The sequence below is a fragment of the Thiothrix winogradskyi genome (assembly GCF_021650935.1).
GTDB classification, from domain to species: domain Bacteria; phylum Pseudomonadota; class Gammaproteobacteria; order Thiotrichales; family Thiotrichaceae; genus Thiothrix; species Thiothrix winogradskyi.
The window spans coordinates 1,195,500-1,219,478 of the sequence record NZ_CP091244.1; the positions used below are offsets into that span (position 1 = coordinate 1,195,500).

Sequence of the window (23,979 nt, forward strand, 5' to 3'; positions counted from 1 at the left end):
TGATGTTCAACTGACTATTCTTCGAGTCGATTTGAGGCGGGACTAACACTCCCGCCTTTTTTATTGGGGTGAGGGGTTCTTTTAAGGCAGTTGCCCTTGTTCGCGGATTTGGTACGTGCCATCCGCTTGTGGTGGCACGATAAAGCTGGTGAGGAATTGTTTGGTGCCATCGTCAATGCTGTTACCCGGTTTGATGTCGAGCTGGGTTTGGTATTGACCATCGGCTTGCAGGGTAACGGTGCCGTTCACGCTGAAGGCGGCTTCCGGTGCAGACGCAAGGCTGAGTTGCTGCGCATCATTTTCCCCGCCGCTAATAATGGCGGTGTAATTGCCGTAACGTTGCGGCAGCATTTGCACTCCGGCTTCACGCCATTCGCCGTGACCGCTGAGTTGGGGGATGGTTTGCTGATCCCATTCCAGATTGTTCAGATTGGCGTGGAATGTACCACTGAGGGGCGGAATCATCAGGTTTTGCAAATAGGGGGAAACCACTTGTGCGGGCAGATTGCTCAGATTCAACGGGGCGCAATGCAGCTTACCAGCGAGATTAATACCGCATGTAGCGTCGATGTCGCCACCTTGTGCCAAGGTTCCGCGTAAATCTGCCGCGAGTTGCCCTTTTAGCAAGGCACTGGTTTGCAGATCCCATTGCAGGTTGTTGATCTGCACGCCTTGCGCACTGAGACTGCTTGCGCCACCTTGCCAAAGCGTACCGTTGATACCTTGCAATTGCACCGGCAAGTCAGCAGGCAGTTGCGCCAATACCAGTTTGGCGGGCAATTGTGTCAAGGAGGCGAGCAGGAAACTGGCAGTGCCTGCGAGAATGAGGGTGCGTGTTTTCATCGTTCCAGCGTTATTTGCGCATCAACCGTGCCGGGTTTATCTGCCGGTTTTAAGGTCATACTGGTGGTATTGGCGGCGTGTTGGGTTTCCATCATGGCGATAAATTGCGCCAAGGTGTCGAAGGGCTTGGCTTCCAGCTTGAGGGTGACGGTATTTTTGTTTTTTTCCTCGGAACTGGTGCCAGTGCCGTCGAGTTGGAATTGTTTGAGCGCGGCAATCACGCTGGTGTGCAAACTGCCACCGGTGACGGCGGGTGCATTGGGTGCTGCCCCTCGCAAGGCGAAGATTTCAGCGCGTTGACGTTGCATCTCGGCATGGGCGGATTGCGCATCTTCCAAGTCTTGTTGTAGCAATTGGTGGTGGGCGCTAAGTGGTTTCCACACGAATAGCCACAGCAGGGTTAAGCCGATCAGGGCTGCACCAATGCTGAGTAAGCGGCGTTCGTTGGCTGCGAGGTTTTGCCACCAGGCTTTCATGATTGACCTCCCAAGGTCAGGGTGGCTTTTACGCTGTCAGCGGTGCGCGAAGATTGCAGTTCTACCGGGTTGCCCAGCGCTTTTTCGAGGGTATCGCGTAAGGTTTCGATGGCTTGCTGGTTAGGCGCTTGCAGGTTGACGGTGAGCGTGCCGGTTTGGGCACGAATATCTTCCACCGTTAAACCGCCCGCAGTTTGCATCGCTGCTGCCACCGCCGCTAATTGTGGTAAGGGGCTGGTGCTGGTGTTAGCGGCATTGTTTTGACCTTTGATGCGCACCAGTTCCGAGGCTAAGCGATTTTTCAGGCTGCGCGGGTCAACACCGCTGGCATTGGGGAAGAGTTCGCTGAACAGTTGCAGGTTTTGCGCATCCACCGCGTCGAGTTGTTGTTGCAAGCGGTAGCTTTCGACCCCGTAAATGCCGACTGCCAGCAGTGCGGTAATAATGGCTAAACTGGCGGCTAAGCGCCAACGTTGCCAATGCTCGCGGAATTGTGCGCGATTTTCATCCTGTAAGCCGTTGAGCAAATTGAGCTTGAGCGCGGGTTGCAGGCTGCTGGGTAACAGTTGTTCGGCTTGGGTTTCGGGAAGTAACGCAAAGCGCGGGTCGGCTGCCCATTTTTCGGTTTGGTCGCTGTACAGGCGCAGGGGCAACGCTTCGGTTTTCCCAGAGGTTAAGCTGTCCAGCAATAATGGCAGGGCAGCGGGGCTGCTGGCGTAGCCGGACAGTTCGCCGGTTCTGATCCAGATTGTGTTGCCTTGTTGCCAGAGTGTCAGGCTATCCGCTTCCCAAGGCAGGGCAAACAGGTCGGGCAAGACGCTATTGGCGCGTAATTGGTGCGCTTGCAGGGCATTGACCCATACCCGCAGGCGGTCGCGGCGGATAATGGCAACGTCTACTTGGGTGGAATCCGCACGGGTTTGCCAGACGATGTGCTGGTGATCAAGGTCATCGGCAATGCTGTCTTCGAGCGCAAACGGCACGGCTTGCTGCAATTGGCGTTGGTTGCGGGTGTTGACGCTGGTTTGGGTTAACAGCACTTCGCGGCTGGGAATCAGCAATACAATGTCTTGCCCCCGTGCCGCAGGCAGGAGCTTTTCCCAAGAACCGTGTTGCCAGTCAGCAGGCTTATTGCTCAGCACTGCCCAGGCGGGTTCGGGGTCATTCGGTGTTTGTAAGCGTATTACTAGCATCGTCAGTTATTGGTATTGGTTGTTCGTTAACCCGGTCGAATTGGCGCATTATGACACGAACACTCCCGTCGTTGTCGCGGAATAATAGACTATTGACGAAAACCCGTGCGCGATTGATTTGCACCTCACCTGTTAGGCGAAAATATTGCGTGGTCACGTCAAAGCTGTTCCGAAAGGCATGATTTTGATCGGAAGTGAAGGCCATTTCCTGCGCAAAAGCGTCATTGCGTTTGTAGGCTTGTTTGAGTTTACGCTTGTCGAGAATGGTGGTGATTTGGGTATTACTTAGCTTCATGGCCTGTAACACTTCTTTGTTGGCAGTGTTGGGGTTAATGGTGGTTTGCTTAGGTAACGCAGTCACGGTATTCAGAAAGCGGTTGAGTGCTTTGTTTTTTGCTTCAGGGTCTGGCATATCCAAGCGCAGCAAGCGTACTTCACTGGTATCGGCAAATGGCATATCGGCGGCAAGGTAGGCAATGTTGCCTGAGAGGTAATAATCGCGTTCGGCACCTTCTAAGCTTTGCGGTTCGGTGTTGATGTCTAACCAATCGACAATGGCATTGACGAAACCGGGGGGTAAACCAGCATCTGTGACAAACGGCTTGAGTTGTTCAACTGCTGCTCCGTTTTGCTGATCGCGTGATTCACCTTCTTGACTAATCAGGTTATTGAGGTTGAAACGTGCTTGCAAGTCTTCCAGTTTGCCGGTGAATTTGACCACAGCGCCGCTTTCTTCGTTAAGGGTTTGAGTCGGCAATTGTTGCGCCCAGCGGTCGGTGAGGGCATCGTATCTATTGTCTTTGGCGTCCAATTGCAGTTGTAGCCCCGCGTATTGTTCCATCATCAGCACGTATTGCCATGCCCGCTCCAGCGATTGGAAATTCTCGGTTTGGCGCACTGCGTAGCTTTGCCGCGCAAAAATAGCGGCTGCCAACGTGACAACCAAGACCGCAATCACTAAGACCGAGAGGATGGCGATCCCACGTTGCTGGCGGATAGGCTTAGGGGCTGGGCGCTGGTTTGGGTGCATTGGGTGCTATCGGTTGTAAACGTTCGGACAGGCGGCGACCGTTGCCCGGATTCAGTTTTTCATCGTAAATCGTAGTATAGCCCATGACCGCCTGCACGTATTCACGGGTTTCGGTGAAGGGGATACTTTCAATCCACTGATCGGCATTAATCAGTTGTTGTGGTGCCCATTGCGGTGGGCGGCCGGGACCTGCATTGTAGGCGGCGGTGGCTTGCGCGTAGTTGCCGGAAAATTTGCTAAGCATTTCACTTAAATAGGCACTGCCTAGCTGAATATTGGTGGCAGGGGGCAATATGTCGTCACGTCCCCTGATGTTTAGCCCTAGTTTGGTGCCGACGGCTTTGGCAGTGGGGGGAATCAGTTGCATAAGACCAAGGGCGTTGGCGCTGGATTCCACGTTGGCGTCAAAAGCACTTTCGCGGCGCATCACCCCCATGACCCAGGCGGGTTGAATGCCTTGGTTACGCGCTTGTGCCATTACCAGCTCGCTGTGTACCACGGGGAAGCGCAGGTGGGTTTCATCCCATTCCTTGGCGCGGGCGACAGTCCAGATGGCGAGATTGTGGTCATTGCCACGAATCGCGAGATCAGCGGTAGCCAGTGCACCTTCTTTGTCCATTTGTTTAAGGGCGCGAAACCATTCCTTGCGGCCTTGTTCGCGTTCGCCCAAGGCAAACCACTCGAAGGCACGTTGGATAGTGGCGACTTTTTGCAATCCGGCAACCCGTTGGCTGCGGTCAACCGCTGGGGTTTTGAGGTTGGTGTATGCCTGCCCTAAACGGTCAGCCGCCAGAAAACCGTAGAAGGTGGCGTGGGGGGCAATGTCGGTATAGAGCTGGGTGGCTTTGGCTTTTTTACCGGTTTGTTCGAGGGCGCGGGCTTGCCAGTAATGCCAACTGGCGGCATCACGTTCGTGCTCGAAGTGCAGGTGTTGAGTAGCATCCAACAGGGTTTCCCATTCACCTTGACGGGCGGCAATCCGGGCAAGCCACAAGGTTGCATCCTGAGTGCGGTGTTCGCCGGGAATGGCAGCAAGGCGTTTCAAGGCAGCAGGGTTATGGCGTAAGGCTTGTTGTATGCCCAGTGCACTTTCGACTTTGGCACTTTCTTCGGGGGGGAATTTCAGGGTTTGGCGGGCGGTTTGCCAGAGGGCTTCGGCTTGTTGGGATTCTTTTTTGGCAAGGCGTTCCAGCCCGAAAGCAATGGCATCGCGTAGGTAAGGGTTATCCGGCTGCTGTATGGCTGCGGGGAGTGCTTCTGCTGGGGAGTTGCGGATTTGGATCCAGGTATTCACGGCAGTTTGCGCTTCAGGCGGTAACTCCGTCGCCAGTTGGGTGGCGAGTGTGGTTTGATTTTTATCGAGTGCTGCCCGGATGCGTTCCCGGTAATCACTGGTGGAGAGCATCACATGGCGGCGCAATAAGTCGGTGACGGGAATACAAGCGTCCGAAAGCGATTTGCTGAGCGTCATCCAAGTTTGTTTGCCCAGTTCCAGTGCGGCGTCTTTTTGCCCCACGGCGGCAAGTGCTTGGGTGCGGTAGCATTGGGTATCGGTGTCATCCACTGTTGCAGGGATGGTGGCAAGCAAGGTTTGCCATTCTTGTTTGGTGGCAAAGCGTTTGGCGAGTTGTATCTGCAAGGCATCAGCCATCAATGAATCAGGGTTGCGGCGGATAAAATCCAGCACGGGGGCATCGGGAAGGGTATCGAAACGCTGTTTCAGGTCGGTGTATTCCAGCCAAGGGTAGAGCGGGTATTGGCGCATGTCAGCGGGAAGGCTGGCAAAGGTGTCAGTGTTTCCGGCTTGCAGGTCGCGGTAGGTTTGCTGAAACACTTTGCGTTGGTTTTCCGGCGACTCCGCTAGGGCGGGCGGGGTGCTGGATAACACGCAACAAATCAAGGTGAGAAGCAGTCGGCTCATTAACAAGAATCATAATTACCAATAATGTGCCAAGAGTCTCATAAATGCCGTCATGGATTCAAATGAATGCTGTACCGGCATACGGTATTCAGGCGGCTTGGTCGAGTGCCTCTTGTGCTCGTAATACATTACTTTTGAATAACAGATACCCGTAATGTTTGACTTCACCGGTTTTGGTACAGGCGGTAAAGCATACCCCGGCATAGATTTCACGACCTTCTGGGCTGGCCTGATGTTCAATCATAATGATGTCACGGGTCATGCTGCTGAGTTTGCCATTGGTATTGCTGTAAGCAATGTCACCGAATTCGATACCGTGGGTGGGGGCAAATTTGACAGCCAGTTGGCCATTTTTCAGGTGGTTGTGTGGGCTGGTGGAGAGAAAGGCGATTTTGACGTGGCGGAGAATAATATCAGGACAAGGGTTGGAGATTTCAATGCTTAAGCGTTCATCGGGCATTCCGTCTTGGTAGCGGCGCTGCATTCTGACTTTAGGCCAGTAGCGGGCTGTTTCGGGGCGGGGGGAGGTTTCGCAGGGGGTGCATTCTTGCATACCGGCGTTGGCGCTGTTTTTGTCAGCAATATGTAATTGATGGATGTTCATGGTGTTACCTCATTGGCTTAGGGTGTTTTCTAGTGAAACTCATAGCTAAGGCTCTTGACTTTACTGAAAAGTTCCGATTCATTAAGTGATGGTGATCACTTAATGACAAATCATTTTGAAAATCGACCTAATTTTGTTGTGTGCCTTATTTTTAATTTATTTACCGTCATTATAGCGGCTGGCAAACCGAATCCGAGATGAATCAGGATAAGTGAGCCGATAATGGGTATGTAAGGCAGATAACAGGTTAATGGCGTTAAATATTTGCCAATAAACTGAGGTAACGGTTAAAGCGTCGTGGTGGCAGTTGTCCGCTTTGTACAGCCGCTTTTATGGCGCAACCCGGCTCATGGTTATGGGTGCAATTGTGGAAGCGGCATTCACCCAGAAACGGGCGGAATTCGGGGAAGCCAGTTTCCAGCGTCGCAAAGTCCATGCCGGTTAACCCAAAATCGCGCACACCGGGGGAGTCGATCAGCGAGCCGCCCGACGGTAAGCGGTACAGGGTTGCCGAGGTGGTGGTGTGGCGACCTTCGCCGGTCTCAGAAATAGTGCCGACGCGAATATCAGTTTCGGGCAGTAATTGCATGGCAAGCGATGATTTGCCTACCCCGGATTGCCCGACCACAATCGCGGTGCGCCCTTGAATGGCATCAAGGATGGGTTGAATGCCCTGCTGTTGCTTGGCGGAGACGTGCAGAATCGGAATGCCAATGCGTTGGTATTCTGCTAAACAGATTTCGGCTTCGGCACTGGCGAGGCTCTGGCGTAAGTCGGCTTTGTTGAAAACCAAGAGCACGTCGGCGGGGAGGCGGTTGGCAGCAATCAGGTAACGGTCGAGCGTTTCCCAAACGGGGGCGGGTTGCCAACTGGCGACCACAATCAATAGGTCGATATTGGCAGCAATGGGGCGCAATCTGCCGCGAAAATCGGGGCGTTCCAGCACGTTGCGGCGCGGGAGCATGGCAGTGACGGCGGCATTGCCTTGGGCTTGGCGTTCCCACTGCACGTAGTCGCCGCAAGCAAGGTGGTCAAGTTTGCGGCGGGCTGTACAGCGTAATAGTTCAGCGTCCGCTGTTTCTACTAAGAAATCAGCGCCGAAACGGGTAATGATTTGCCCGTTTTCTGGTGCGGTGGAGGCAGGGTGAGATAAGTTTTCCGTCATAACGTCCTATTGTGACGGAAAACGTCTGAGTTGCCCATGTATTACGGAAATTTGTGGTAAGTCTGGTTGAGATAAGCCACTACATCCTTGATTTCATCGTCATACCAGTTGATATTCCGGCTGATGTCGCATTGACGAACTTCTTTTTCCAAACTGGCAGTGTCTGTGATGACGGGGTTTGGCGTGGTTAGTGCCTCCGTATCACAGGGCGAATTAACGAACAGTATTTGTCCGTTAGCCGGGTTAGGTGCGGCTTGTGCTGTCTGCATCAGCAGTAGACCGCTACAGAGAATCATAAGAGCTTTCGCTTTCATTTCACTACTCTTGTTACATTTGTTGTTGTAAATGCGCAATCCGTATCGCTGCGGGCGGATGCGAGTCATAAAATGCCGAATACCACGGATCAGGTGTCAGGGTGTTGGCATTCTCTTTATAAAGACCCACTAATGCCGCAATCAGTTCCGCACTGCTCGATTGTTGTGCCGCGAATTCATCTGCCTCAAATTCGTGTTTGCGCGACCACCAGGCCATGATCGGGCCGATAAAAAAGGTGAACACCGAACTGACTAATATAAATAACACCAGCGCCATGTACGTCGAGGGTTGGCTGACACCGAGTGCAGTATAAAACCACGCTTGTGTCATTAACCATGCCAAAACGATGAAACCGCTCAATGTCATGAGCATTGACAATTAGGGCAATCGCATTAAATATATCTTGTTTTACAAAGCCCTAAGTTTTAGGCTTGGTAGCCCCTGGTCTGCCTGTAACGATTTTTAGTAGGTAATCCTCATCCCAGCCTGCGTTAAGACGTTTGTTTTTCACGCCGAGCTTGACGGTTTTTTCGGTTTTGACCAAATTGAGGGCAATATGCCGAACAACCGCCATATTCGCATCGCTGTTACCGGAACGCATTCGTTGGTCATCTTCGCGGAAAGCGTAGTCCAATACCCAATGCAAATTGTTCTCGATGCCCCAATGCGCACGCACGATTTGCCCTAAACGTTCAGGGTTTGAGGCTTCCATACTGGTGATGAAGTAACGGGTTTCTTCCGTGGTTTTGTCCTTGCATTCGCGGGTAGCCGTCACAGCAATGATGCTAGTGAGCTTAGGCCAATGAACATGGTCTTTCTTTAACCAGTCGATAGCTGATGTGGCGCGTACACTACGGGTCTCAATCCGTCCATGTCCACCGTCATAGCTGACATGTCCCACGGGTGGGCAGGTGTTAGCCGATTCAAAGAACAGCTTTACGTCTTGGTGAAGTGTGCCTTGATTACCCTTTAAGCTGAGCAGGTAATCTGCACCTTTGTCTACGATTTGTAGGGCAATGGCGGTTTGGCATCCCATCGCATCCAGCGTCACCACTGCTCCTGCAATATCCAGTTGCATCAATAGTTTAGGGATGGCAGTGATTTCATTGGACTTGTCATCCACCCGCTGCTGACCTAGCACCAACTGGTTTTGAGTTGCCCAAGCACTGACCATGTAAATGGCCGACTTATCTGATGCGCTATCAAGGCTACGGCGCAGGCATTTACCATCAATGGCAATGATTTCACCGTCACTAAGGTCGCCCAAGTCTGCCACCCAGCGACTAAAACACTCACTGAACTGCTGGGTGTCGATCAACCCAAAAACGCGCCCAAAGGTATCGTGTGACGGGATACCATGCTTCAAATCCAGTACGCTGGTGAACCACTTTTCTTTGGCTCTGCCAAACTGTTCGATGGATGCCCAGTCATCCGCGCCGCAAATCACCGCGCACAGCGTGATAAAGAAAATGTCGCTCAGTTTGTGTCGCTTACGGCGATCTAAGCGTGGGTCAGGGATTGAAGCAAAGTGTTCGAGTATCGAGGCTGTCGGGCGGAGTTTCATCAGGCAACCAAAAGCATGAAAGGAAACAAGCTTAAGGGACTTTTGTCAAGACCATTTTAATGCGATTACCCTACATTGACAATGCCATGCCCTTGACAATGTGTTTGCGTTTGAAATGCCCCAATTCGTGCGCGAGTACCGCTTCCACTTGCGCGGGGGTGAGGTGTTTGAGCAGGGTGTCGAAAAACACAATGCGCTTGTTTTTACCAAAGCCGGTGAAGTAAGCGTTGCCGTGAGCCGAACGGCGCGAGCCATCCATGATGAATACGCCTTTGCTGTTAAAGCCGGTGCGTGCTAACAAGGCGTTGAGGCGTTCGGCAACTTCGCCATCTTCCAAGGGGCTGAATTTATTGAATAAAGGTGCGATGAATTTGGGGTATGCCCACGTCATTAGCAGTGAAAATGCGGTGAGCGCTGCCCACGCATATAACCACCATAAGCTACCCGCCGAGGTCATCAGCCACAAAATCAGCATGATCACCGGAATACCGATAATCAACGCCAGTGCTGCGCCTTTGAGCGTGTCGGTGATAAAAGTGGCTGGGGTCATCTTATTGAAACCAAAGCGCTCTTCCAACACAAAAGTGCGGTAGAGTGACATTGGCATATCCAATAGGCTGCCAATCAGTATCAGGCTGAGCATGACCGCTGTGCCGGTGTATAGCTCATTCCAACCGAAGCTGCGCCATTGCGTATCCAGCCATTCCAGCCCGCCGCCGAGCGTCCAGACCAGTAGGATCACCAAGCCAATTAGCAGGTCGATGCGCCCTAAACCGCCTTTGGCGAGGGTGTAATCAGCGGCTTTTTGGTGCTCTTCCAGCGAGATTTTGCCCGCAAACGCGCTGGGAACAGCGCTGCGGTGAGCGCCGACATGCTGTTTCTGGCGCAACGACAAGTACAGTTGTACCAAGGTCGATGCCAGCAAAAACGCGAGGAAAATGTAGGTAAAGGTTTGCATAATCTCTGTTATATTCCAGCTTCCTTAAAGTAAGTGCAGTGTACCCGAATGAGCGTGAATCAGGAAAATTTGATCTGGATTGATCTGGAAATGACGGGCTTAGATACCGTCAACGACGTGATTATCGAAATTGCCACCGTCGTCACCGATAAAGACCTGAATATACTGGCAGAAGGCCCGGTGATTGCCATCCATCAAACCGCCGAAACGCTGGCAAAAATGGATGAATGGAATCAGAAACAACACGGTGGTTCGGGGCTGATTCAGCGCGTGTTGGCGAGTGAATGGACGGAGGCGCAAGCCGAACAAGCGACCCTCGATTTCCTGAAGCAGTTTGTGCCAGCGGGTGCGTCGCCGATGTGCGGCAATAGCATTTGTCAGGATCGGCGTTTCCTGGCGCGGCAAATGCCGGAATTGGAGAAGTTTTTCCATTACCGCAATCTGGATGTGAGTACCCTGAAGGAATTGGCGAACCGCTGGAAGCCGGGGTTGGCGGCAGATTTTAAGAAGGAATCACAGCATTTGGCGCTGGCGGATGTGCGGGATTCGATTGATGAGCTGGCGTATTATCGGGCGCATTTTATTCGGCAATAGCGGGCAAAATACACTACTGCTTGGGAGTTGCACACCATGCCTGAATCACAGAACTGTTTTTACCCATCTCCACGGGTCGGGGACAAGGTTTCCAAGACGGTCATGTTGGCTATGTTATTTGGCGGGTCGACAGTCACCTTGCTTGTGTCTGCATCATCAGGTAATAGCCTGTTTAGCATCCTGATGGCGGTTTTTTTTGTGCTGCTCACGTTGGTTATGTTGGTTGCGGTCGTGGAAATGCGTCAGTTCTGGTATCGGTTTGGTGAAATGCCGTTGTTGCTTGACCCGTTTCCAGGCGCGATTGGTGGGCAGGTTGGCGGGAAGATCCAGTTGTGTTCACCTCCCAAACAGAGCCAATGCAGTGTGGTGCTTTCCTGCCTTTATCAGGAAAATCTGATCTGGCAGCAAGAATCTGTGGCGCGGTATGCAAACTTGAGCGGTGGTAATGCATGGCTGTTCTGTTTTGACGTACCCGACGATTTACCTGCCAGCGTGAGCAAGCCTGATAGCGATGCGCCTTATGTTTGGCGACTGGTGCTGAAACTGGGGGAGGGTACGTTGCTCCTGCGTGGGTCGGAGGGCAACTGGGTGTATGAAATCCCGGTGCTACCAACCCGACAACGTTCCGCTATCCATCCTGATGATTGGGTCAAGTCGCCTGCTGGGGTACTGCCTACCCTAACACCTGACCAGTGCGAGGCAGCCGGTTTCCCGGCGGGAGCCAGCGTTGTCCACTACCGCATGTTTGGCGATCAGTTCATCCCCGCTGCCTTGGTGGGTTTTTTGGGTCTGATGGCGGTGACAGGGGCAGTGCTGGCAGCGGACACCACGCTGGTGGGGATGATGTCGCTGGTCTTTTTCGGCAGTGCGGGTATGTTGCTTATCTGGATCGGTACAACATTGTTGTTCACTAGCTTGACCGTGGTAATGGATGGCAGCAATCTGTCAGTGAAACACGCCTTTCTGGGCTGGACGATTGATTTCATTGCGGTTCCTTACGCCAGTATCGCCAGCATCCAGATGCAGGATAGCGGGCATTCGCGCTTTATACGGCAGAACGGGCAGAATTTACCCAATTACCGAGTTGTGGCTCAACTTGCTAATGGTTCCAGCTTACCCCTGACACAGGTGATTGAAGGCGAGGCGGTCGCAGGGCAGGCAGTGGCGTATTTTAAAGCCGCTATGATGCGTTAACTCCCGTTGTAATGATTTAGAGAAACCATCGAGTCTGCCCCTTTGGGTTAAATCTGAAGGCTTTCTGGAAATGGCATTAACTCGCATACGGCCCTAAAAACCGCACACCATTGAAATGAATCAAATGCGAAGGGTCGCTGGCGCACCAGACTTCAGTTTCCCATGCGACTACCGACAAAAACTTGCGCAGGATTTCACCTCGGTCAGGGAAGGCTGTCACATAAACCAAACCTGCCGAACTTGATTTGAACAAGTTGGCAAGTTCGGCGTGGCGAATTCCGTCTACCGGGCCACTGCTGGTTACGGCTTCGACCAAAATCAGCCAGTTTTTCTCGCGGTGATAAAGCACTATATCGGGCATTTTGCCGTGGTTGCCGACTTCAACGCCCAATGATTGCAACAACGGTTCGTTGAAATAGCCCCATTTGCTGCCAGTGTCACCCACGTATACCAGTTCGCCACCGGGTACGAAATGTGGGGCAAATACCTCAATAATCTGCCGGATCAGGCCGGAATGTGCGCCCGGACTCAAAGTAATCGTTTGATCTTGCTGAATGGTGACAGGAATGCGTTGCATATCACGGTGGCGGGCAAACTGGTCAGCCAGTGTTTGCCGTTGTGCCAAATAGTTGCCTAAAGCGGCATCCCAATTTTTTGTGCCAAACTGTTGGAACAGCGCAAGGGCTTGTTCCTCAACTTGATAGCAATTATCCGCGCTGTTCACTGCCCGGTCGGGTTTGTCGGGGTTGTGCAGCAAGACACCTGCCGCTACCAATTGTTTGACACTGTATTTGCGCACACTTTCGCGAGTGTTTTCGGCGTAGTTGCGTGCCATTTGTTGGCGGGCAAAATCCAGTATGGCACGAATACCCAGCAGTGAATTGCTGGCATGTTGCCATCGCTCATCAGCAGGTAAATTCAGCAATGCCAGCAACGTAATGGCGGTGCGTTCGTTGAGTTGTTCTTTGGGCATCCCCAAGGCTTGGAGGATGTGCAATGCGTCGTTGATGCGTTCTTGCTGTGTGGTCATAGGGCTGCAACCAGTTGGTCGATGGTGGTTTGGTCAAGGCTGGCATAGCTGGCGGCACGTTCGCCGAGTACCAGCAATTGGGCGCGACTGGGGTAACGCAAGGTACGCAAGTCGGTAGCATTGACTTGCGTATGCCCGGAAAATACGCGGAACCAATCATCCAGCACAGTCGAATTGAGGAAGGTTGCCAAACCGCTTGCCAGTGTTGCATCCAGCCCTGCTTTGCCGATGTGGAAGATATTCCAGTGGTTTTCAAAGCCGATCAGTTCACTGCTCAGTATTTCCGGTGTCAGGTGATAAGCGACAACACGACGGCGTTCTTCCTTGGAGGAAAAGCGTTTAACCAGCACGTAATGTCCATTTGGCATCAGCCATTTGCGGGAGGCTGGTAGCAAGTGCAAAGCGTTGGGTTTCTTGTGTAGTTTAGGCCAAACCAGTTGCCCGGTACTGAAATGGTGGGGGTAGAGCAAAGGCACGGTGTTGTTGCCGGGTTGTGCACTCCAGCATTCTTTCAGGCGGAAATCGACCACGGGGCCGGTGCAAACTTCCAAGCCTAGTTCTACCAACGAATGGGTACTGACGGCGGGAATATCTGTTGCGGCATGGCTGGTCGGGATGTGGATGAATTGCTCGGCATCACCCGATTTGACGATGTTCGCAAAGGCAAAGCAGGCTTCCTGATAGTCAGCGAAACGAGCATCGTGCGAAGTCGAGACGGTGACTTGCCCTTGTTCCACATTTTTGAGCAGATGGATAATGATGTTTTCTTGTAATACGTCGTCTGCACCGAAGGCTTTGCTGCGGCTTTCAAACAGGTGGATGTGGCGAATAGCGCACTGTTTTAACAGCAGTTCACGGAACGGGCGGTAATAGCTGCCGTTGCAGAACGAGCGCGGGATAATGGCTACCAGTTCGCCGCCGGTTTCCAGCAGCAGGATGGCGAGTGCAACAAAGCCAGTATATAGATTGACGGTTTCAATCCCGGCTTTGCGCAAGAGTTGACGGTGACGAGACTGGGTGTTGATTTTCTTGTACGGCGGATTGAGGATGGCGTGGGTGTAGCGTTTGCCGATACCGGTTTGTGCTGCAAAACTGGTGTCTTCGATGAAATCAATGGAATGTAATTGGGTAGTGATGTGCCCTTGCCCGCGTTGCACGTATTGTTCCAGCGTCGTTTGCAGGTAACGGCGCAAGATGGGGTCGATTTCCCATGCATCCACTGCGGTGCTTGTGCCGTGTTGCAGGGCAGCGTCCAAAAAAGCAGCGGTCAGCGAACCCGTGCCTGCACCAGCATCCAGCAAGCGGGCTTGTTCCGGGTAATGGAACAGCGAAGCCATGAAGCGGGCAATGGCAGCGGATGTCATATATTGGCCTAGCTGGCTGCGTTGGGTGTCCGGCAGTTGCTGGCAGGCTTCGCGGTGGAGATGGTTGGAGACAAGGGTAGTTATCATGGCATTATGATAGGGAGAGCCTGTAGCAAACACAAATTAAACCAACCGCATCAACAATGTCTCCACCGGCACTTTCACCGGCTTGCCCACTGCAAAGCAATCCGCTTCCACATACGGCATATCCATCACCACCTGCAAGGCATGTTCCGCGCCCAGTTGTTCCTGAAACCAGCCCAGATGCTTGTTGAGCGGTTGGTTGACGGAGCTTTTCACTTCTACCAACAACCAAGGCTGGTTATCGCGGCTGATGAGGAAATCGACTTCTTTCTGGTCTTTGGTGCGCAGGTAATGCAGTTGGTAATCGCCCAGCCCGTGATCTGTCCACCAATGCACGGCTTTGAGCAAATGGCTGGCAATCAGATTTTCGTTTTTCGCACCGATGTCTTTCACCTGTGACCAATCCCACAGATAGATTTTCGGCTCTTTGCGCAAGGCAGATGCAAGGTTCTGAAACCAAGGCGTAACCCGAAAAGCGTAGTAGAAACTTTCCAGCAGCGTCACCCAGCGGCGGATGGTGTCCACACTGACATTGATCTGGTTTGCCAGCGAGCTGTAACGCACCACCTGCCCACATTGCTCCCGCAACAGGGTGGCGAGTACATCCAGATGGGCGATGTCTTGCACGGTGTTGGTGTCGTGGATTAGCATGATAAAAAGTAACTATCAGAATAGATTCCTATCTTTTTGGATAGGTGTTTTTGCAAACTTGTTTTCCTCCAAACAACCGCGCCAAAAAATAAATATCATTTAATTCAGTGGCTTAAAAAATAATCTCCACGTCTGGCACACCCTTTGCAAAGATACCAGCGACTTTCGTTACTCGTGGAGCAGGTTCAACCGCCTGCCTGACGCGACCACCACTGGTGTTACCGCGTATCTGTTCTGATCGTCAAAACCATGCAGCCATAGCTCAGTCTGGTAGAGCAACCGGAAATCCGGTCGGTCGTTGGTTCGACTCCAACTGGCTGCCCCATCACTGTAGCTCAGTCTGGTAGAGCACTGGATCTTGTATCTGGTTGTCGTCGGTTCGACTCCGGCTAGTGAACTTACCCTTAAACGGTAACTTAGCCCGCAAGGGCAAACAAACGGCAAACCACCACGGTCAATGCCCGCCAGCATTCGTGCTGGAAGGCAACGACCAACACCCGCGCCGCCTTGACGGCGGGTTTGCGGGGTGCGAAACCGCCACAGCTTCGGCGCACGCTGGTTTCCCATCCGGCACAAACCGTCAAGCCTGCAAGGGTGTGGGGGAATGCCACCTATTTTTTAAAGGACAACGCCATGTTATTCAAAACCAAAATCATTGTTCCAGAAACACATCGCGGGCTGTTGTTCAAAGACGAACAGTTCGCGCAAGTCCTGCCTGCGGGTGTCCACACCTTCCACGGCTGGAAAAACCAATACCGCGTGCAGCAATTCGCGGTCACAGGCAGTGCGCAAACCTTTGTGCCGGATGATGTCGTCAGCCTTGCCGATTTGCACGCCGCCCCATTCGCCGCGCACCTCCAACGCTGGGAAACCGGCGAACAGGAAGTCGGTTTGCTGTACCAAGACAATGTGCTGAAAGACATCAAGCCACCTGCGCAACGTGGCGCGTGCTGGCAAGGTCAGCGTAGCATCGAAGTCCGCAAGCTCGACATCAGCACCGATTTCAAGCTGCCCAAAGCCTTGGCAAGCCAATTGCTGACCGCAAAAGATGCCACCTTACGGGCGGCGGCCTTAAACGCTTTGGTGATGGCGACCATCCCCGAAGGTCACACCGGCTTTCTGGAAGTCGACGGCGAACAGCGCGAAATACTGACGGCAGGTACGCACGTTTGGTGGCAATTCAACCACACGATCAAGGTCACGCAACTCGATTGCCGCCTGCAAAACATGGAGGTTAATGGTCAGGAAATCCTCACCAAAGACCGCGTAGGCTTGCGCATCAACCTTTCCGCCATGTGGCAGATTGTTGACCCGCAGCAAGTCAAAACGGCACTGGCAGACCACAAGGACTACCTGTACCGCGAGCTGCAACTGGCGTTACGTGCCGTGGTTTCCACCCAAACGCTGGACGAATTGCTGGCAGACAAAAACCTGCTGAACCAATCCATCCAGCAAACGGTGGCGGAAAAAGCAGCGGCTTACGGCATCGACCTGAAAACCGTCGGGGCGCGTGACATCGTATTGCCCGGTGACATGAAAGCGATTCTGGCGCAAGTTGTCGAAGCCGAAAAACGCGCCGAAGCCAACCTGATCCGCCGCCGTGAAGAAACGCAGGAAACCCGTTCCCTGCACAACACCGCCAAGGTCATGGAAGGCAACCCGGTCTTGCTGCGCCTGAAAGAGCTGGAAATCTTGGAAAAGATCACCGGGCGCATCAGCACCCTGAACGTCTACGGCGGTCTGGATGGCGTCATGAACGATTTGGTCAAGCTGACGGATAAGGGCAAAGCAGCGTAACCTTCCACAATGCAACCCCCGTAGAGACGCAAGATTTTGCGTCTCTACATCATCAGGAGAAAACCAACATGACCTTCATCATGGTCGACATCGAAGCCGATGGCCCGATCCCCGGCGATTATTCAATGGTCAGTTTCGGCGCGGTCATTGTCGAGCCGGATTTGCAGCGCACCTTTTATGGGCAACTCCAACCGATTTCCGAACGCTGGATTCCGCAAGCCCTTGCGGTCAGCGGGCATTCCCGTGAGGAAACGCTTACGTTTGAGGAACCTGCTGTCGTCATGCAAGGTTTTGCCGATTGGCTCCAGCGCGAAGTCAAAGGCCGCCCGCATTTCATCGCCGACAATAACGGCTTTGATTGGTCGTTCATCAACTGGTATTTCCATCACTTTCTGGGCAGTAATCCGTTTGGCTACAGTTCCACCAATCTGGGTTCACTGTACAAAGGCTTGGTGCGGGATATGTTTCAGAACTTCAAGCACCTGCGTAAAACGGCGCATGACCACCATCCGGTGAATGATGCAAAAGGGAATGCGGAAGCGTTGCTCACGTTGGCGCGGCAATACGGTTTGAAATTACCCTAGCACAAACATTTTCCGCATCGCACAAAACTCAGGTAATATCAGACCAACGGCGGTATCACGTCATCAGGCAATCGCTCAATCGGCAGAAATCCGCTACGTTTCGATAACAGCTTTAGGACGACATACCGCTATGAAAGACGAATTAGACCAAGCCGCACTCGACTACCACCGCTTCCCGCAACCGGGCAAACTCGAAGTCACTCCCACCAAAAACATGGCGAACCAGCGCGATTTGGCACTGGCGTATTCCCCCGGCGTAGCAGCGGCAAGCCTTGCGATTGCGGCTGACCCCGCGTGTGCGGCGGATTACACCTCACGCGGCAATCTGGTAGCGGTTATTTCCAACGGCACGGCGGTGCTGGGTTTGGGTTCGATCGGCGCACTCGCCTCCAAACCCGTGATGGAAGGCAAAGCGGTATTGTTCAAGAAATTCGCGGGTGTGAATGCCTTCGACATTGAAATGGACACGCTCGACGTAGACCGTTTGGTGGACGCGATCAGCTTGCTTGAACCGACATTCGGCGGCATTAACCTCGAAGATATTAAAGCCCCGGAATGTTTTGAGGTGGAAAAACGCCTTAAAGCCATGATGAAAATTCCCGTTTTCCACGACGACCAGCACGGCACGGCGATTTGCGTGGCAGCAGCCATCCGTAACGGTTTGCGCGTCGCGGGTAAGAATATCGAAGACGTGAAACTGGTGTGTTCCGGCGCGGGTGCAGCAGCAATTGCTTGTCTGAATTTGCTGGTTGAAATGGGTTTAAAGAAAGAAAACATCGTCGTTAACGACCGCTTCGGCATTATCTACACCGGTCGGGTCGATGAAATGAACCCGTACAACGCCGCTTACGCCATCGACACCGACGCACGCACGCTGGATGATGTGATGGACGGCGTGGACGTTTTCCTCGGTTTATCCGCGCCGCGCGTGTTGAAACAGCATCACGTCAAGGTAATGGCGGCAAATCCCCTTATCCTCGCGCTCGCCAACCCTGAGCCAGAAATCCGCCCCGAACTGATTTACGAAGTGCGTTCTGACGCGATTGTGGCTACCGGGCGCAGCGATTATCCCAACCAAGTGAATAACGTGCTGTGCTTCCCGTTCCTGTTCCGGGGCGCGTTGGACGTGGGTGCAACTGAAATCAACGAAGCGATGAAAATTGCGGTGGTCGAAGCCATTGGCGATTTGGCAATGCGCGAAGCCTCCGACGCAGTAGTGTCTGCGTATGGCGGGGCGGAATTCCACTTCGGGCGCGACTACCTGATTCCTAAGCCATTCGATCCGCGTTTGATGACCATCATTCCGCCGCGTGTCGCTAAAGCTGCGATGGAAACCGGTGTGGCTACCCGCCCAATTACCGATTTCGAGGCGTATGAACGTCAACTGGAAAGTTTCGTGTTCCGCTCCGGCATGACCATGAAACCCGTGTTTGAAAAAGCCAAACGCAACCCGCAGCGCATTGTGTTTGCGGAAGGCGAATCCCAGCGCGTCATCAACGCCGCCCAGCAATTGGTGGATGATGGCATTTGCAAACCGATCCTGCTGGGCAACCCTGAGCTGATTCAGCGTAATATCGAAGCCTACGATTTGCGCCTGAAAATCGGTGAAAACATTACCGTGGTTGACCCTCGCAATAACCCCGACTACGAACGCCATGTGGAAGAACATTACGCCGTGATGTGCCGCAAAGGGGTAACGCCAACTTACAGCCGCCGGGTAATGACGGCGCGTACCACGCAAATTGCGGCGGTAATGGTGCGTTGTGGCGATGCCGACGCGATGATTTGCGGGGTGGAAGGTAACTTCATTTCGCATCTGCATTACGTGCGTGACTTGATTGGGGCGCGTCCCGGTTTGAGCGATGTGGCGGCAGTGACCATGCTGATTTTGAAGCAGGGGACATATTTCCTCACCGATACCCACGTCGGCGATGACCCAACCGCTGAGCAGCTTGCTGATAACACCGCATTGGCGGCGGAATTGGTGGCAGGTTTTGGGATGGAACCCAAAGCGGCGTTGCTGTCGCATTCCAACTTTGGCAGCCGCATGAATGTGCATTCCGCCAAAATGCGTCGCACGCTGGAAATCTTACGTGAAAAACACCCGGATTTGCTGGTGGAAGGTGAAATGCACGCGGATGCGGCGTTATCGCAAGACATCCGTGACCGCATGTTCAAAGGCTGCGCGTTTGAGGGCGAAGCCAATTTGCTGGTTTGCCCCGATCTGAACTCGGCGAATATTGCGTACAATATGACCAAAACGCTGGCGGATGGTTTACCGGTGGGGCCAATGTTGGTGGGTACAAAATACCCCGCGCATATTCTCACCGAAAGCACCACGGTGCGCGGGATTGTGAACATGGCAGCCTTCGCCAGCGTCGAAGCGATGAGCCGCAAAGCGTAACGTTTGACAATGAGCGCGTAGAGACGCAAGATTTTGCGTCTCTACCTAACCCAAGGAATGGCTATGAAAACTTTCGGCATATTGGTGTTTTGCCTCGCGACCTTGTGTGCTTGCACACCGCCTACTGGGAGCGAGCAAGCGACTACCCGTGCGACCGTGACTGGTACAACCACGCAGCCTGATCCCGTCGAAACGCAGATTCGCGCTTTAGAGAAGGCTGGCAAACTCAAGGTGTTGGCAGTGCGTGAATCGTTCCCGCTTCAATTTGAACTCGAAGGCTCAGCCCAGGCGATTGCTGAAGTGCAAGCGTTGGCGCAACCGCGCTAGGGTCTTAATTGGCTATTAAAGGGTTTCCTGCGCTATTTCAGGATATTGCGTATACTCACCCCATCACAACCTATCACACTTGGGTGAAAGCGCATGGACTGGATGAGCTACCTTTTCATAGTACTGGGAATACTGGCGGTGGCAGTGCTAGGCGCTGCCGCGTTCTCAGCTTTTTATAAACGTGCCAAAAAAGACACGGCGTTTGTACGCACTGGCTTAGGTGGGGAAAAAGTCATTCTTGGTAGTGGCGCATTCGTGCTGCCCGTCATCCACGAGGTGATGCCGATCAATATGCAAACCCTGAAAATCGAAATTACCCGTGAAATGGAACAGGCGCTGGTCACAAAAGACCCGCTGCGGGTGGATGTAACCGCCGAATTCTTCCTGCGGGTGGAAGCCCGCCCAGAAGCCATTAGTACCGCAGCCCGTGCGTTGGGCTTGCGTACTTTGGATAAGGAAGCAATCAGGGAGGTGTTTGAAGCCCCGTGCGTTGCTGCCTTGCGTTCGGTTGCTTCAGGGATGGAGCTGGAGGAGTTACACCAAAAACGTGCCGCGTTTGAACACAACGTAGAAGAAGCGGTGAATGCCGAGTTTCACAAAAACGGTTTGGAACTGGTATCGGTATCCCTCACGGGTCTTGACCAGACCGACAAAAAATATTTCGACCCCAACAATGCCTTCGACGCGAAAGGCTTGAGTATTTTGGAGCAAGTAACCTCCGACAATGCCAAACGCCGCAATAATATTGAGCAAGAAACGGCGGTCGCGATTAAGCAGCGTAACCTCGAAGCCACCATCAAAAAAGAAGAGATGGAGTACAAGGAAGTCGTGGCGCAAAACGAACGCAAGCGCCAAAAAGCCGAGAACGAAGCCGAAACCCAGCGCAAGATCGAAGAAATCAATATCGACAAAGAGATTTCGATTGAACGCGCCCAACAATCCATGAACATGCAACAAGCCGCGTTAGAACGGGAAGTGTCACAAGCGTGGATTGAAACCAACAAAGTCAAAGCCGAATTCGAGAAGATTTCCGAGGAAATCCGTACCGCCCGCGAACGCGCCGAAGCCGAACGTTCCCGCATTGTCGAAGTCATCAGTGCTGAAAAAGAAGCACGTCGCCAAGTGATTATTGCTGAAGCCAATGCCGATGTAGAAAAAATGGCAGCAATGGCAGCGCAATTGCGTTACCAAGTCGAAGCGGCGGGCAAGAAAGCGCTTAACGAAGCATCCAACCTGCTCTCCAACGACCAAATTGCGATGCAAGTCAAAATGGAAATCGTGCGGCAATTGCCGAATATTATCCGCGAAAGTGTGCGCCCGATGGAAAATATCGAAGGCATCAAAATCATGCACATCGACGGTTTAAACAATGCCATCGGGCGCAGTAGTTCTGGTGGTGGCAACAATGGCGGCGATGCAGGCAACGGCAATAACAACGGCGGCGGTGGCAGCAACCTTGCCGAGCAAGTGGTGGATAGTGCCTTGCGTTACCGTGCGCAAGTGCCTTTGATTGAAAGCTTGTTGGGTGAAGTCGGTTTGAAAGGTGGTTCGCTCAATGATATGACGCGCAGTTTACACGCGGGTCTGTTTGCTGAAGAGGCAAAACCGCCGGAAGCTAAAAAGCCCGCGCCAACCCCGGCGCGTGAGCGCGAACAGCCAGTGACCGCCGATGATGACGGCTACGACGATGATTACTACCGTGATGAACGTGCTTAAGTCAGTGTCTTAACGTGATTTACGGTTGCTGTGGTCAACTTCTGGGTTATAGCTATACGCCGCAATCCGGCGCTCTTCTTCCGCTTGTGCCAGTATGCCGGGGGCTAATTCCCGCAGTTGTTTGAGTAACCATGCGTAATTCCTGTTATCGGCTGTTATGCCCAGCAGCGCACTGATTTCTAAGGCTTCGGTCGCAAACAGGAGTCGGTATTGCGCGTATTGGTTATAAATCAGTGCCTTGTTCCATTCTAAAATCAGGTCGTTGGTGGTTTCCAATAGGTCAGTGTTGACCTGTTGGTATTCCAGCATGTAAGCCAGTTTGCTGCGTATTTGGGTCTCTTCGTGCTGAAGTTGCGTCAGGTTGCTGGTAATGCTGGTTTCCTGACCCTGAGTCAGCGCTGTGAGCAGGGTTTGGCGGCGTTGGTCGCTGTAAGGTTGGAATACCGTGTTTAGGCTTTGCCCCTTTTGAGGTTTGGGGAGCTTGATGGCTTTGAGCAGCGTTTCGGCTTCGCGTAAGTGTTTGCGAATCGCTTCGGTTTCCTCTAACTGAAATTCGCGGCTGTCACCGAGTGCATCCTGAATGCGTTTTTGCAGGCGTTGCGCTTCCTCATCAAACATGGCGCGTACATGGCGGTCTTCGCCGGTATGGTAATGCAGCCAGAATTCGCGGCGGCTGCGGTCAATTTCCTGATAGGCTTTGCGTAATTGCTGTTGCTGTGCCCAGCGAATGTCGATGATGGTTTGCAGAAAGCGGCGTTGTTCGGGCATTTGTTCCGCCCATTCCCTGACCTTGCCGAAAAAGGTGTTTAGCTCCGTCATTTGTTTGAGCATGTCTTGGCGCAAGCCGTAAAGATCCGGGTAGGTGGTGCTTTCGTAAGTTTCCAGATCGAGTTCAGTTTTGGGTTGTTGTGGGTTTGCCGTATTTTCTGCCGTGTCAACGGGGGGCGTGGGTTCGCGGTTGCCTTGTTTCCAGAGGAAATTGAGTGCGGCAATCACCAGTACGCCAGTAAACGCAATCAAGATCAGTAGGCGGGTGTCGTTAGGCAGCTTGAATTTACTCAGAAAACCGTTCAGCCAGCGTACAAAGAATACAATACCAGCGGCAGTGCCTAGCCAGAGAAGGAATAATAGTAAACCGTGTGAATCCATGAGTGTGAGGGCGCTTGGGTTGAGGGTAATGAATGTGTTGAAGTGTAGCAGAGAATTTCCCAATATTAGTGCTTGACAGCAACCCCTCAAAACGCTTTAATAGCGCCCTCTGTGGCCGGATAGCTCAGTTGGTAGAGCAGGGGATTGAAAATCCCCGTGTCGGCGGTTCGATTCCGTCTCCGGCCACCACTTCATTTTCGATTACCCCCTTTAGCCTGCTGTTAGCGGGCTTCCTTTTGCAAGACTTCTGCTTAATCCTAGCTCTAACTCGTGTACAATCATGCTGTTATTGTCGCTTAAGGATCTCCCTCATGTCTCAATCTGCCAAGTTAGAATTAGTCAGTTTCAAAGTCTGCCCTTTCGTGCAACGTTCGGTGATTGCCCTGAATGCGAAGGGAGTTGCATATACCTTGACGCATATTAACCCACATGAACCACCGGATTGGTTCAAAGCCATTTCCCCCTTGGGCAAAGTGCCGGTATTGCTCGTCGATGGTACGCCGTTGTTTGAATCTGCGGTGATTCTTGAATACGTGGATGAAGTGTATCCCCCGGCGTTGCACCCTGCGGATCCTTTGGAAAAAGCGCGGCATCGGGCGTGGATTGAGTTCTGCTCTGAGTTGCTCGGTCGGCAGTTTCGCATGTTAACGGCGAAAGACGCTGCTGGTTTCGATGAAGCACGCGAGTCTTTGCAGCAAGGTTTGCAACGTTTGGATACGGTATTAGCCGCAGACTCGCCCTATTTTGCTGGTGCAACGTTTCATTTGGTGGATTGTGTGTATGCGCCCTTGTTTATGCGCCTTGCTTTACTGAAGCAGCATTACGCATTGGAGTTGTCGCTGAGTGCGCGGATGCAGGCGTGGAGCGATGCACTGCTGGCACTAGAGGCAGTGAAAACCTCGGTGGTGGACGATTTTGAGACGGTATTTGCCAATTTCCTCAAAGGCAATGATGGTTACATCCTCAAGCGCTAATATTGCACAGATACTTGTGCTCTAGTGTTTTTTGTTATAAAC

General features: G+C 52.8%; 24 protein-coding genes and 3 tRNA genes. 11 read left to right on the plus strand and 16 right to left on the minus strand.

All coding sequences use genetic code 11. The annotated features are described in order from the left end of the window. Positions 1-81 precede the first annotated feature (81 nt). The 11 genes from L2Y54_RS06060 to L2Y54_RS06110 all read right to left on the minus strand — a co-directional run bounded on the left by L2Y54_RS06060 (position 82) and on the right by L2Y54_RS06110 (position 10,069). Complete coding sequence (locus L2Y54_RS06060; RefSeq protein WP_236500901.1) at positions 82-843, minus strand: type II secretion system protein N; 762 nt, start codon at positions 841-843, stop codon at positions 82-84. After that, the gene (gspM, locus tag L2Y54_RS06065) at positions 840-1,319 is read right to left on the minus strand and encodes a type II secretion system protein GspM (RefSeq protein ID WP_236500902.1); all 480 of its coding nucleotides are present in this window, start codon (positions 1,317-1,319) and stop codon (positions 840-842) included. Before gspM ends, L2Y54_RS06060 begins: the two co-directional genes overlap by 4 nt. Beyond that, entirely contained in the window at positions 1,316-2,512 is a 1,197-nt protein-coding gene (gene gspL / locus L2Y54_RS06070) for a type II secretion system protein GspL (RefSeq protein WP_236500903.1), read from the minus strand. Before gspL ends, gspM begins: the two co-directional genes overlap by 4 nt. After that, positions 2,481-3,542 carry a type II secretion system minor pseudopilin GspK gene (gene gspK / locus L2Y54_RS06075; RefSeq protein WP_236500904.1) on the minus strand — a complete coding sequence of 354 codons (1,062 nt, stop codon included), beginning with the start codon at positions 3,540-3,542 and terminating at the stop codon, positions 2,481-2,483. Before gspK ends, gspL begins: the two co-directional genes overlap by 32 nt. Beyond that, positions 3,514-5,463: a transglycosylase SLT domain-containing protein gene (locus L2Y54_RS06080; RefSeq protein ID WP_236500905.1), complete on the minus strand. Its 1,950-nt coding sequence runs from the start codon at positions 5,461-5,463 to the stop codon at positions 3,514-3,516. The genes gspK and L2Y54_RS06080 overlap by 29 nt, the downstream gene beginning before the upstream one ends. An 88-nt stretch (positions 5,464-5,551) precedes the next feature. Then, a complete protein-coding gene (locus L2Y54_RS06085) occupies positions 5,552-6,067 on the minus strand; it encodes a protein-tyrosine phosphatase family protein (RefSeq protein WP_236500907.1) in 516 nt (171 codons plus the stop codon). Positions 6,068-6,323: 256 nt separating this feature from the next. After that, entirely contained in the window at positions 6,324-7,232 is a 909-nt protein-coding gene (gene rsgA, locus L2Y54_RS06090; protein ID WP_236500908.1) for a ribosome small subunit-dependent GTPase A, read from the minus strand. Between the two features lie 41 nt (positions 7,233-7,273). Continuing rightward, positions 7,274-7,546 carry a hypothetical protein gene (locus tag L2Y54_RS06095; RefSeq protein ID WP_236500909.1) on the minus strand — a complete coding sequence of 91 codons (273 nt, stop codon included), beginning with the start codon at positions 7,544-7,546 and terminating at the stop codon, positions 7,274-7,276. 13 nt (positions 7,547-7,559) lie between these two features. Continuing rightward, positions 7,560-7,919: a M48 family metalloprotease gene (locus L2Y54_RS06100; protein ID WP_236500910.1), complete on the minus strand. Its 360-nt coding sequence runs from the start codon at positions 7,917-7,919 to the stop codon at positions 7,560-7,562. A gap of 46 nt (positions 7,920-7,965) precedes the next feature. Next, positions 7,966-9,111, minus strand: a complete 1,146-nt coding sequence (locus L2Y54_RS06105; protein ID WP_236499760.1) for an ISAs1 family transposase — start codon at positions 9,109-9,111, stop codon at positions 7,966-7,968. Positions 9,112-9,181: 70 nt separating this feature from the next. Next, positions 9,182-10,069 (minus strand): M48 family metallopeptidase, encoded by an 888-nt coding sequence (locus L2Y54_RS06110; RefSeq protein WP_236500911.1) that lies wholly within the window; start codon positions 10,067-10,069, stop codon positions 9,182-9,184. A 48-nt stretch (positions 10,070-10,117) separates the two neighbouring features. Here L2Y54_RS06110 and orn point away from each other — a divergent pair, with 48 nt between their 5' ends. Together orn and L2Y54_RS06120 are read left to right on the plus strand one after the other, a co-directional pair. After that, a complete protein-coding gene (orn, locus tag L2Y54_RS06115; RefSeq protein WP_236500912.1) occupies positions 10,118-10,663 on the plus strand; it encodes an oligoribonuclease in 546 nt (181 codons plus the stop codon). 36 nt (positions 10,664-10,699) lie between these two features. Further along, positions 10,700-11,857, plus strand: coding sequence for a hypothetical protein (locus tag L2Y54_RS06120; protein ID WP_236500913.1), 1,158 nt, complete (start codon positions 10,700-10,702; stop codon positions 11,855-11,857). A 76-nt stretch (positions 11,858-11,933) separates the two neighbouring features. Here the strand turns inward: L2Y54_RS06120 and L2Y54_RS06125 are convergent, their stop codons facing one another. From L2Y54_RS06125 to L2Y54_RS06135, 3 genes are read right to left on the minus strand one after another with little or no spacing between them, the layout of a single operon-like run. Beyond that, a complete protein-coding gene (locus L2Y54_RS06125) occupies positions 11,934-12,887 on the minus strand; it encodes a BsuBI/PstI family type II restriction endonuclease (protein WP_236500914.1) in 954 nt (317 codons plus the stop codon). Beyond that, positions 12,884-14,338, minus strand: a complete 1,455-nt coding sequence (locus L2Y54_RS06130) for an Eco57I restriction-modification methylase domain-containing protein (protein ID WP_236500916.1) — start codon at positions 14,336-14,338, stop codon at positions 12,884-12,886. The genes L2Y54_RS06125 and L2Y54_RS06130 overlap by 4 nt, the downstream gene beginning before the upstream one ends. Positions 14,339-14,374: 36 nt before the next feature. After that, entirely contained in the window at positions 14,375-14,986 is a 612-nt protein-coding gene (locus L2Y54_RS06135; protein ID WP_236500917.1) for a DUF4143 domain-containing protein, read from the minus strand. A 251-nt stretch (positions 14,987-15,237) separates the two neighbouring features. On the opposite strand from L2Y54_RS06135, the gene L2Y54_RS06140 reads away from it, so the two are divergent. Both L2Y54_RS06140 and L2Y54_RS06145 read left to right on the plus strand, forming a co-directional pair. After that, positions 15,238-15,311, plus strand: a tRNA-OTHER gene (locus tag L2Y54_RS06140). Further along, a tRNA-Gln gene (locus L2Y54_RS06145) sits at positions 15,311-15,381 on the plus strand. Before L2Y54_RS06140 ends, L2Y54_RS06145 begins: the two co-directional genes overlap by 1 nt. Before the next feature lie 21 nt (positions 15,382-15,402). Here the strand turns inward: L2Y54_RS06145 and L2Y54_RS06150 are convergent. Beyond that, complete coding sequence (locus L2Y54_RS06150; RefSeq protein WP_236500918.1) at positions 15,403-15,540, minus strand: hypothetical protein; 138 nt, start codon at positions 15,538-15,540, stop codon at positions 15,403-15,405. A 79-nt stretch (positions 15,541-15,619) separates the two neighbouring features. Here L2Y54_RS06150 and L2Y54_RS06155 point away from each other — a divergent pair, with 79 nt between their 5' ends. From L2Y54_RS06155 to L2Y54_RS06175, 5 genes are all read left to right on the plus strand, one after another. After that, positions 15,620-16,783: a slipin family protein gene (locus tag L2Y54_RS06155; RefSeq protein WP_236500919.1), complete on the plus strand. Its 1,164-nt coding sequence runs from the start codon at positions 15,620-15,622 to the stop codon at positions 16,781-16,783. Between the two features lie 68 nt (positions 16,784-16,851). Continuing rightward, a complete protein-coding gene (locus L2Y54_RS06160) occupies positions 16,852-17,367 on the plus strand; it encodes a 3'-5' exonuclease (protein ID WP_236500920.1) in 516 nt (171 codons plus the stop codon). A gap of 130 nt (positions 17,368-17,497) precedes the next feature. Next, the gene (locus L2Y54_RS06165) at positions 17,498-19,771 is read left to right on the plus strand and encodes an NADP-dependent malic enzyme (protein WP_236500921.1); all 2,274 of its coding nucleotides are present in this window, start codon (positions 17,498-17,500) and stop codon (positions 19,769-19,771) included. Between the two features lie 63 nt (positions 19,772-19,834). After that, complete coding sequence (locus L2Y54_RS06170) at positions 19,835-20,098, plus strand: hypothetical protein (RefSeq protein WP_236500922.1); 264 nt, start codon at positions 19,835-19,837, stop codon at positions 20,096-20,098. Positions 20,099-20,191: 93 nt separating this feature from the next. Next, positions 20,192-21,814, plus strand: coding sequence for a flotillin family protein (locus L2Y54_RS06175; protein ID WP_236500923.1), 1,623 nt, complete (start codon positions 20,192-20,194; stop codon positions 21,812-21,814). 9 nt (positions 21,815-21,823) lie between these two features. Here the strand turns inward: L2Y54_RS06175 and L2Y54_RS06180 are convergent, their stop codons facing one another. Next, entirely contained in the window at positions 21,824-22,963 is a 1,140-nt protein-coding gene (locus tag L2Y54_RS06180) for a hypothetical protein (protein ID WP_236500925.1), read from the minus strand. A 113-nt stretch (positions 22,964-23,076) separates the two neighbouring features. On the opposite strand from L2Y54_RS06180, the gene L2Y54_RS06185 reads away from it, so the two are divergent. Together L2Y54_RS06185 and L2Y54_RS06190 are read left to right on the plus strand one after the other, a co-directional pair. Next, positions 23,077-23,152 (plus strand) — tRNA-Phe (locus tag L2Y54_RS06185). Positions 23,153-23,274: 122 nt separating this feature from the next. Then, positions 23,275-23,937: a glutathione S-transferase family protein gene (locus tag L2Y54_RS06190; protein ID WP_236500926.1), complete on the plus strand. Its 663-nt coding sequence runs from the start codon at positions 23,275-23,277 to the stop codon at positions 23,935-23,937. Positions 23,938-23,979: the final 42 nt, after the last annotated feature.

Bases quoted from the DNA above. Each gene is read 5' to 3' on its own strand.
- L2Y54_RS06155 (WP_236500919.1), top strand. From the start codon at position 15,620: ATGTTATTCAAAACCAAAATCATTGTTCCAGAAACACATCGCGGGCTG.
- L2Y54_RS06120 (WP_236500913.1), top strand. From the start codon at position 10,700: ATGCCTGAATCACAGAACTGTTTTTACCCATCTCCACGGGTCGGGGAC.
- rsgA (WP_236500908.1), bottom strand. From the start codon at position 7,232: ATGACGGAAAACTTATCTCACCCTGCCTCCACCGCACCAGAAAACGGG.
- L2Y54_RS06170 (WP_236500922.1), top strand. From the start codon at position 19,835: ATGAAAACTTTCGGCATATTGGTGTTTTGCCTCGCGACCTTGTGTGCT.
- L2Y54_RS06085 (WP_236500907.1), bottom strand. From the start codon at position 6,067: ATGAACATCCATCAATTACATATTGCTGACAAAAACAGCGCCAACGCC.
- gspL (WP_236500903.1), bottom strand. From the start codon at position 2,512: ATGCTAGTAATACGCTTACAAACACCGAATGACCCCGAACCCGCCTGG.
- L2Y54_RS06175 (WP_236500923.1), top strand. From the start codon at position 20,192: ATGGACTGGATGAGCTACCTTTTCATAGTACTGGGAATACTGGCGGTG.
- gspM (WP_236500902.1), bottom strand. From the start codon at position 1,319: ATGAAAGCCTGGTGGCAAAACCTCGCAGCCAACGAACGCCGCTTACTC.
- orn (WP_236500912.1), top strand. From the start codon at position 10,118: ATGAGCGTGAATCAGGAAAATTTGATCTGGATTGATCTGGAAATGACG.
- gspK (WP_236500904.1), bottom strand. From the start codon at position 3,542: ATGCACCCAAACCAGCGCCCAGCCCCTAAGCCTATCCGCCAGCAACGT.
- L2Y54_RS06135 (WP_236500917.1), bottom strand. From the start codon at position 14,986: ATGCTAATCCACGACACCAACACCGTGCAAGACATCGCCCATCTGGAT.
- L2Y54_RS06180 (WP_236500925.1), bottom strand. From the start codon at position 22,963: ATGGATTCACACGGTTTACTATTATTCCTTCTCTGGCTAGGCACTGCC.
- L2Y54_RS06105 (WP_236499760.1), bottom strand. From the start codon at position 9,111: ATGAAACTCCGCCCGACAGCCTCGATACTCGAACACTTTGCTTCAATC.
- L2Y54_RS06095 (WP_236500909.1), bottom strand. From the start codon at position 7,546: ATGAAAGCGAAAGCTCTTATGATTCTCTGTAGCGGTCTACTGCTGATG.
- L2Y54_RS06160 (WP_236500920.1), top strand. From the start codon at position 16,852: ATGACCTTCATCATGGTCGACATCGAAGCCGATGGCCCGATCCCCGGC.
- L2Y54_RS06190 (WP_236500926.1), top strand. From the start codon at position 23,275: ATGTCTCAATCTGCCAAGTTAGAATTAGTCAGTTTCAAAGTCTGCCCT.
- L2Y54_RS06130 (WP_236500916.1), bottom strand. From the start codon at position 14,338: ATGATAACTACCCTTGTCTCCAACCATCTCCACCGCGAAGCCTGCCAG.
- L2Y54_RS06100 (WP_236500910.1), bottom strand. From the start codon at position 7,919: ATGCTCATGACATTGAGCGGTTTCATCGTTTTGGCATGGTTAATGACA.
- L2Y54_RS06110 (WP_236500911.1), bottom strand. From the start codon at position 10,069: ATGCAAACCTTTACCTACATTTTCCTCGCGTTTTTGCTGGCATCGACC.
- L2Y54_RS06060 (WP_236500901.1), bottom strand. From the start codon at position 843: ATGAAAACACGCACCCTCATTCTCGCAGGCACTGCCAGTTTCCTGCTC.
- L2Y54_RS06080 (WP_236500905.1), bottom strand. From the start codon at position 5,463: ATGAGCCGACTGCTTCTCACCTTGATTTGTTGCGTGTTATCCAGCACC.
- L2Y54_RS06165 (WP_236500921.1), top strand. From the start codon at position 17,498: ATGAAAGACGAATTAGACCAAGCCGCACTCGACTACCACCGCTTCCCG.
- L2Y54_RS06125 (WP_236500914.1), bottom strand. From the start codon at position 12,887: ATGACCACACAGCAAGAACGCATCAACGACGCATTGCACATCCTCCAA.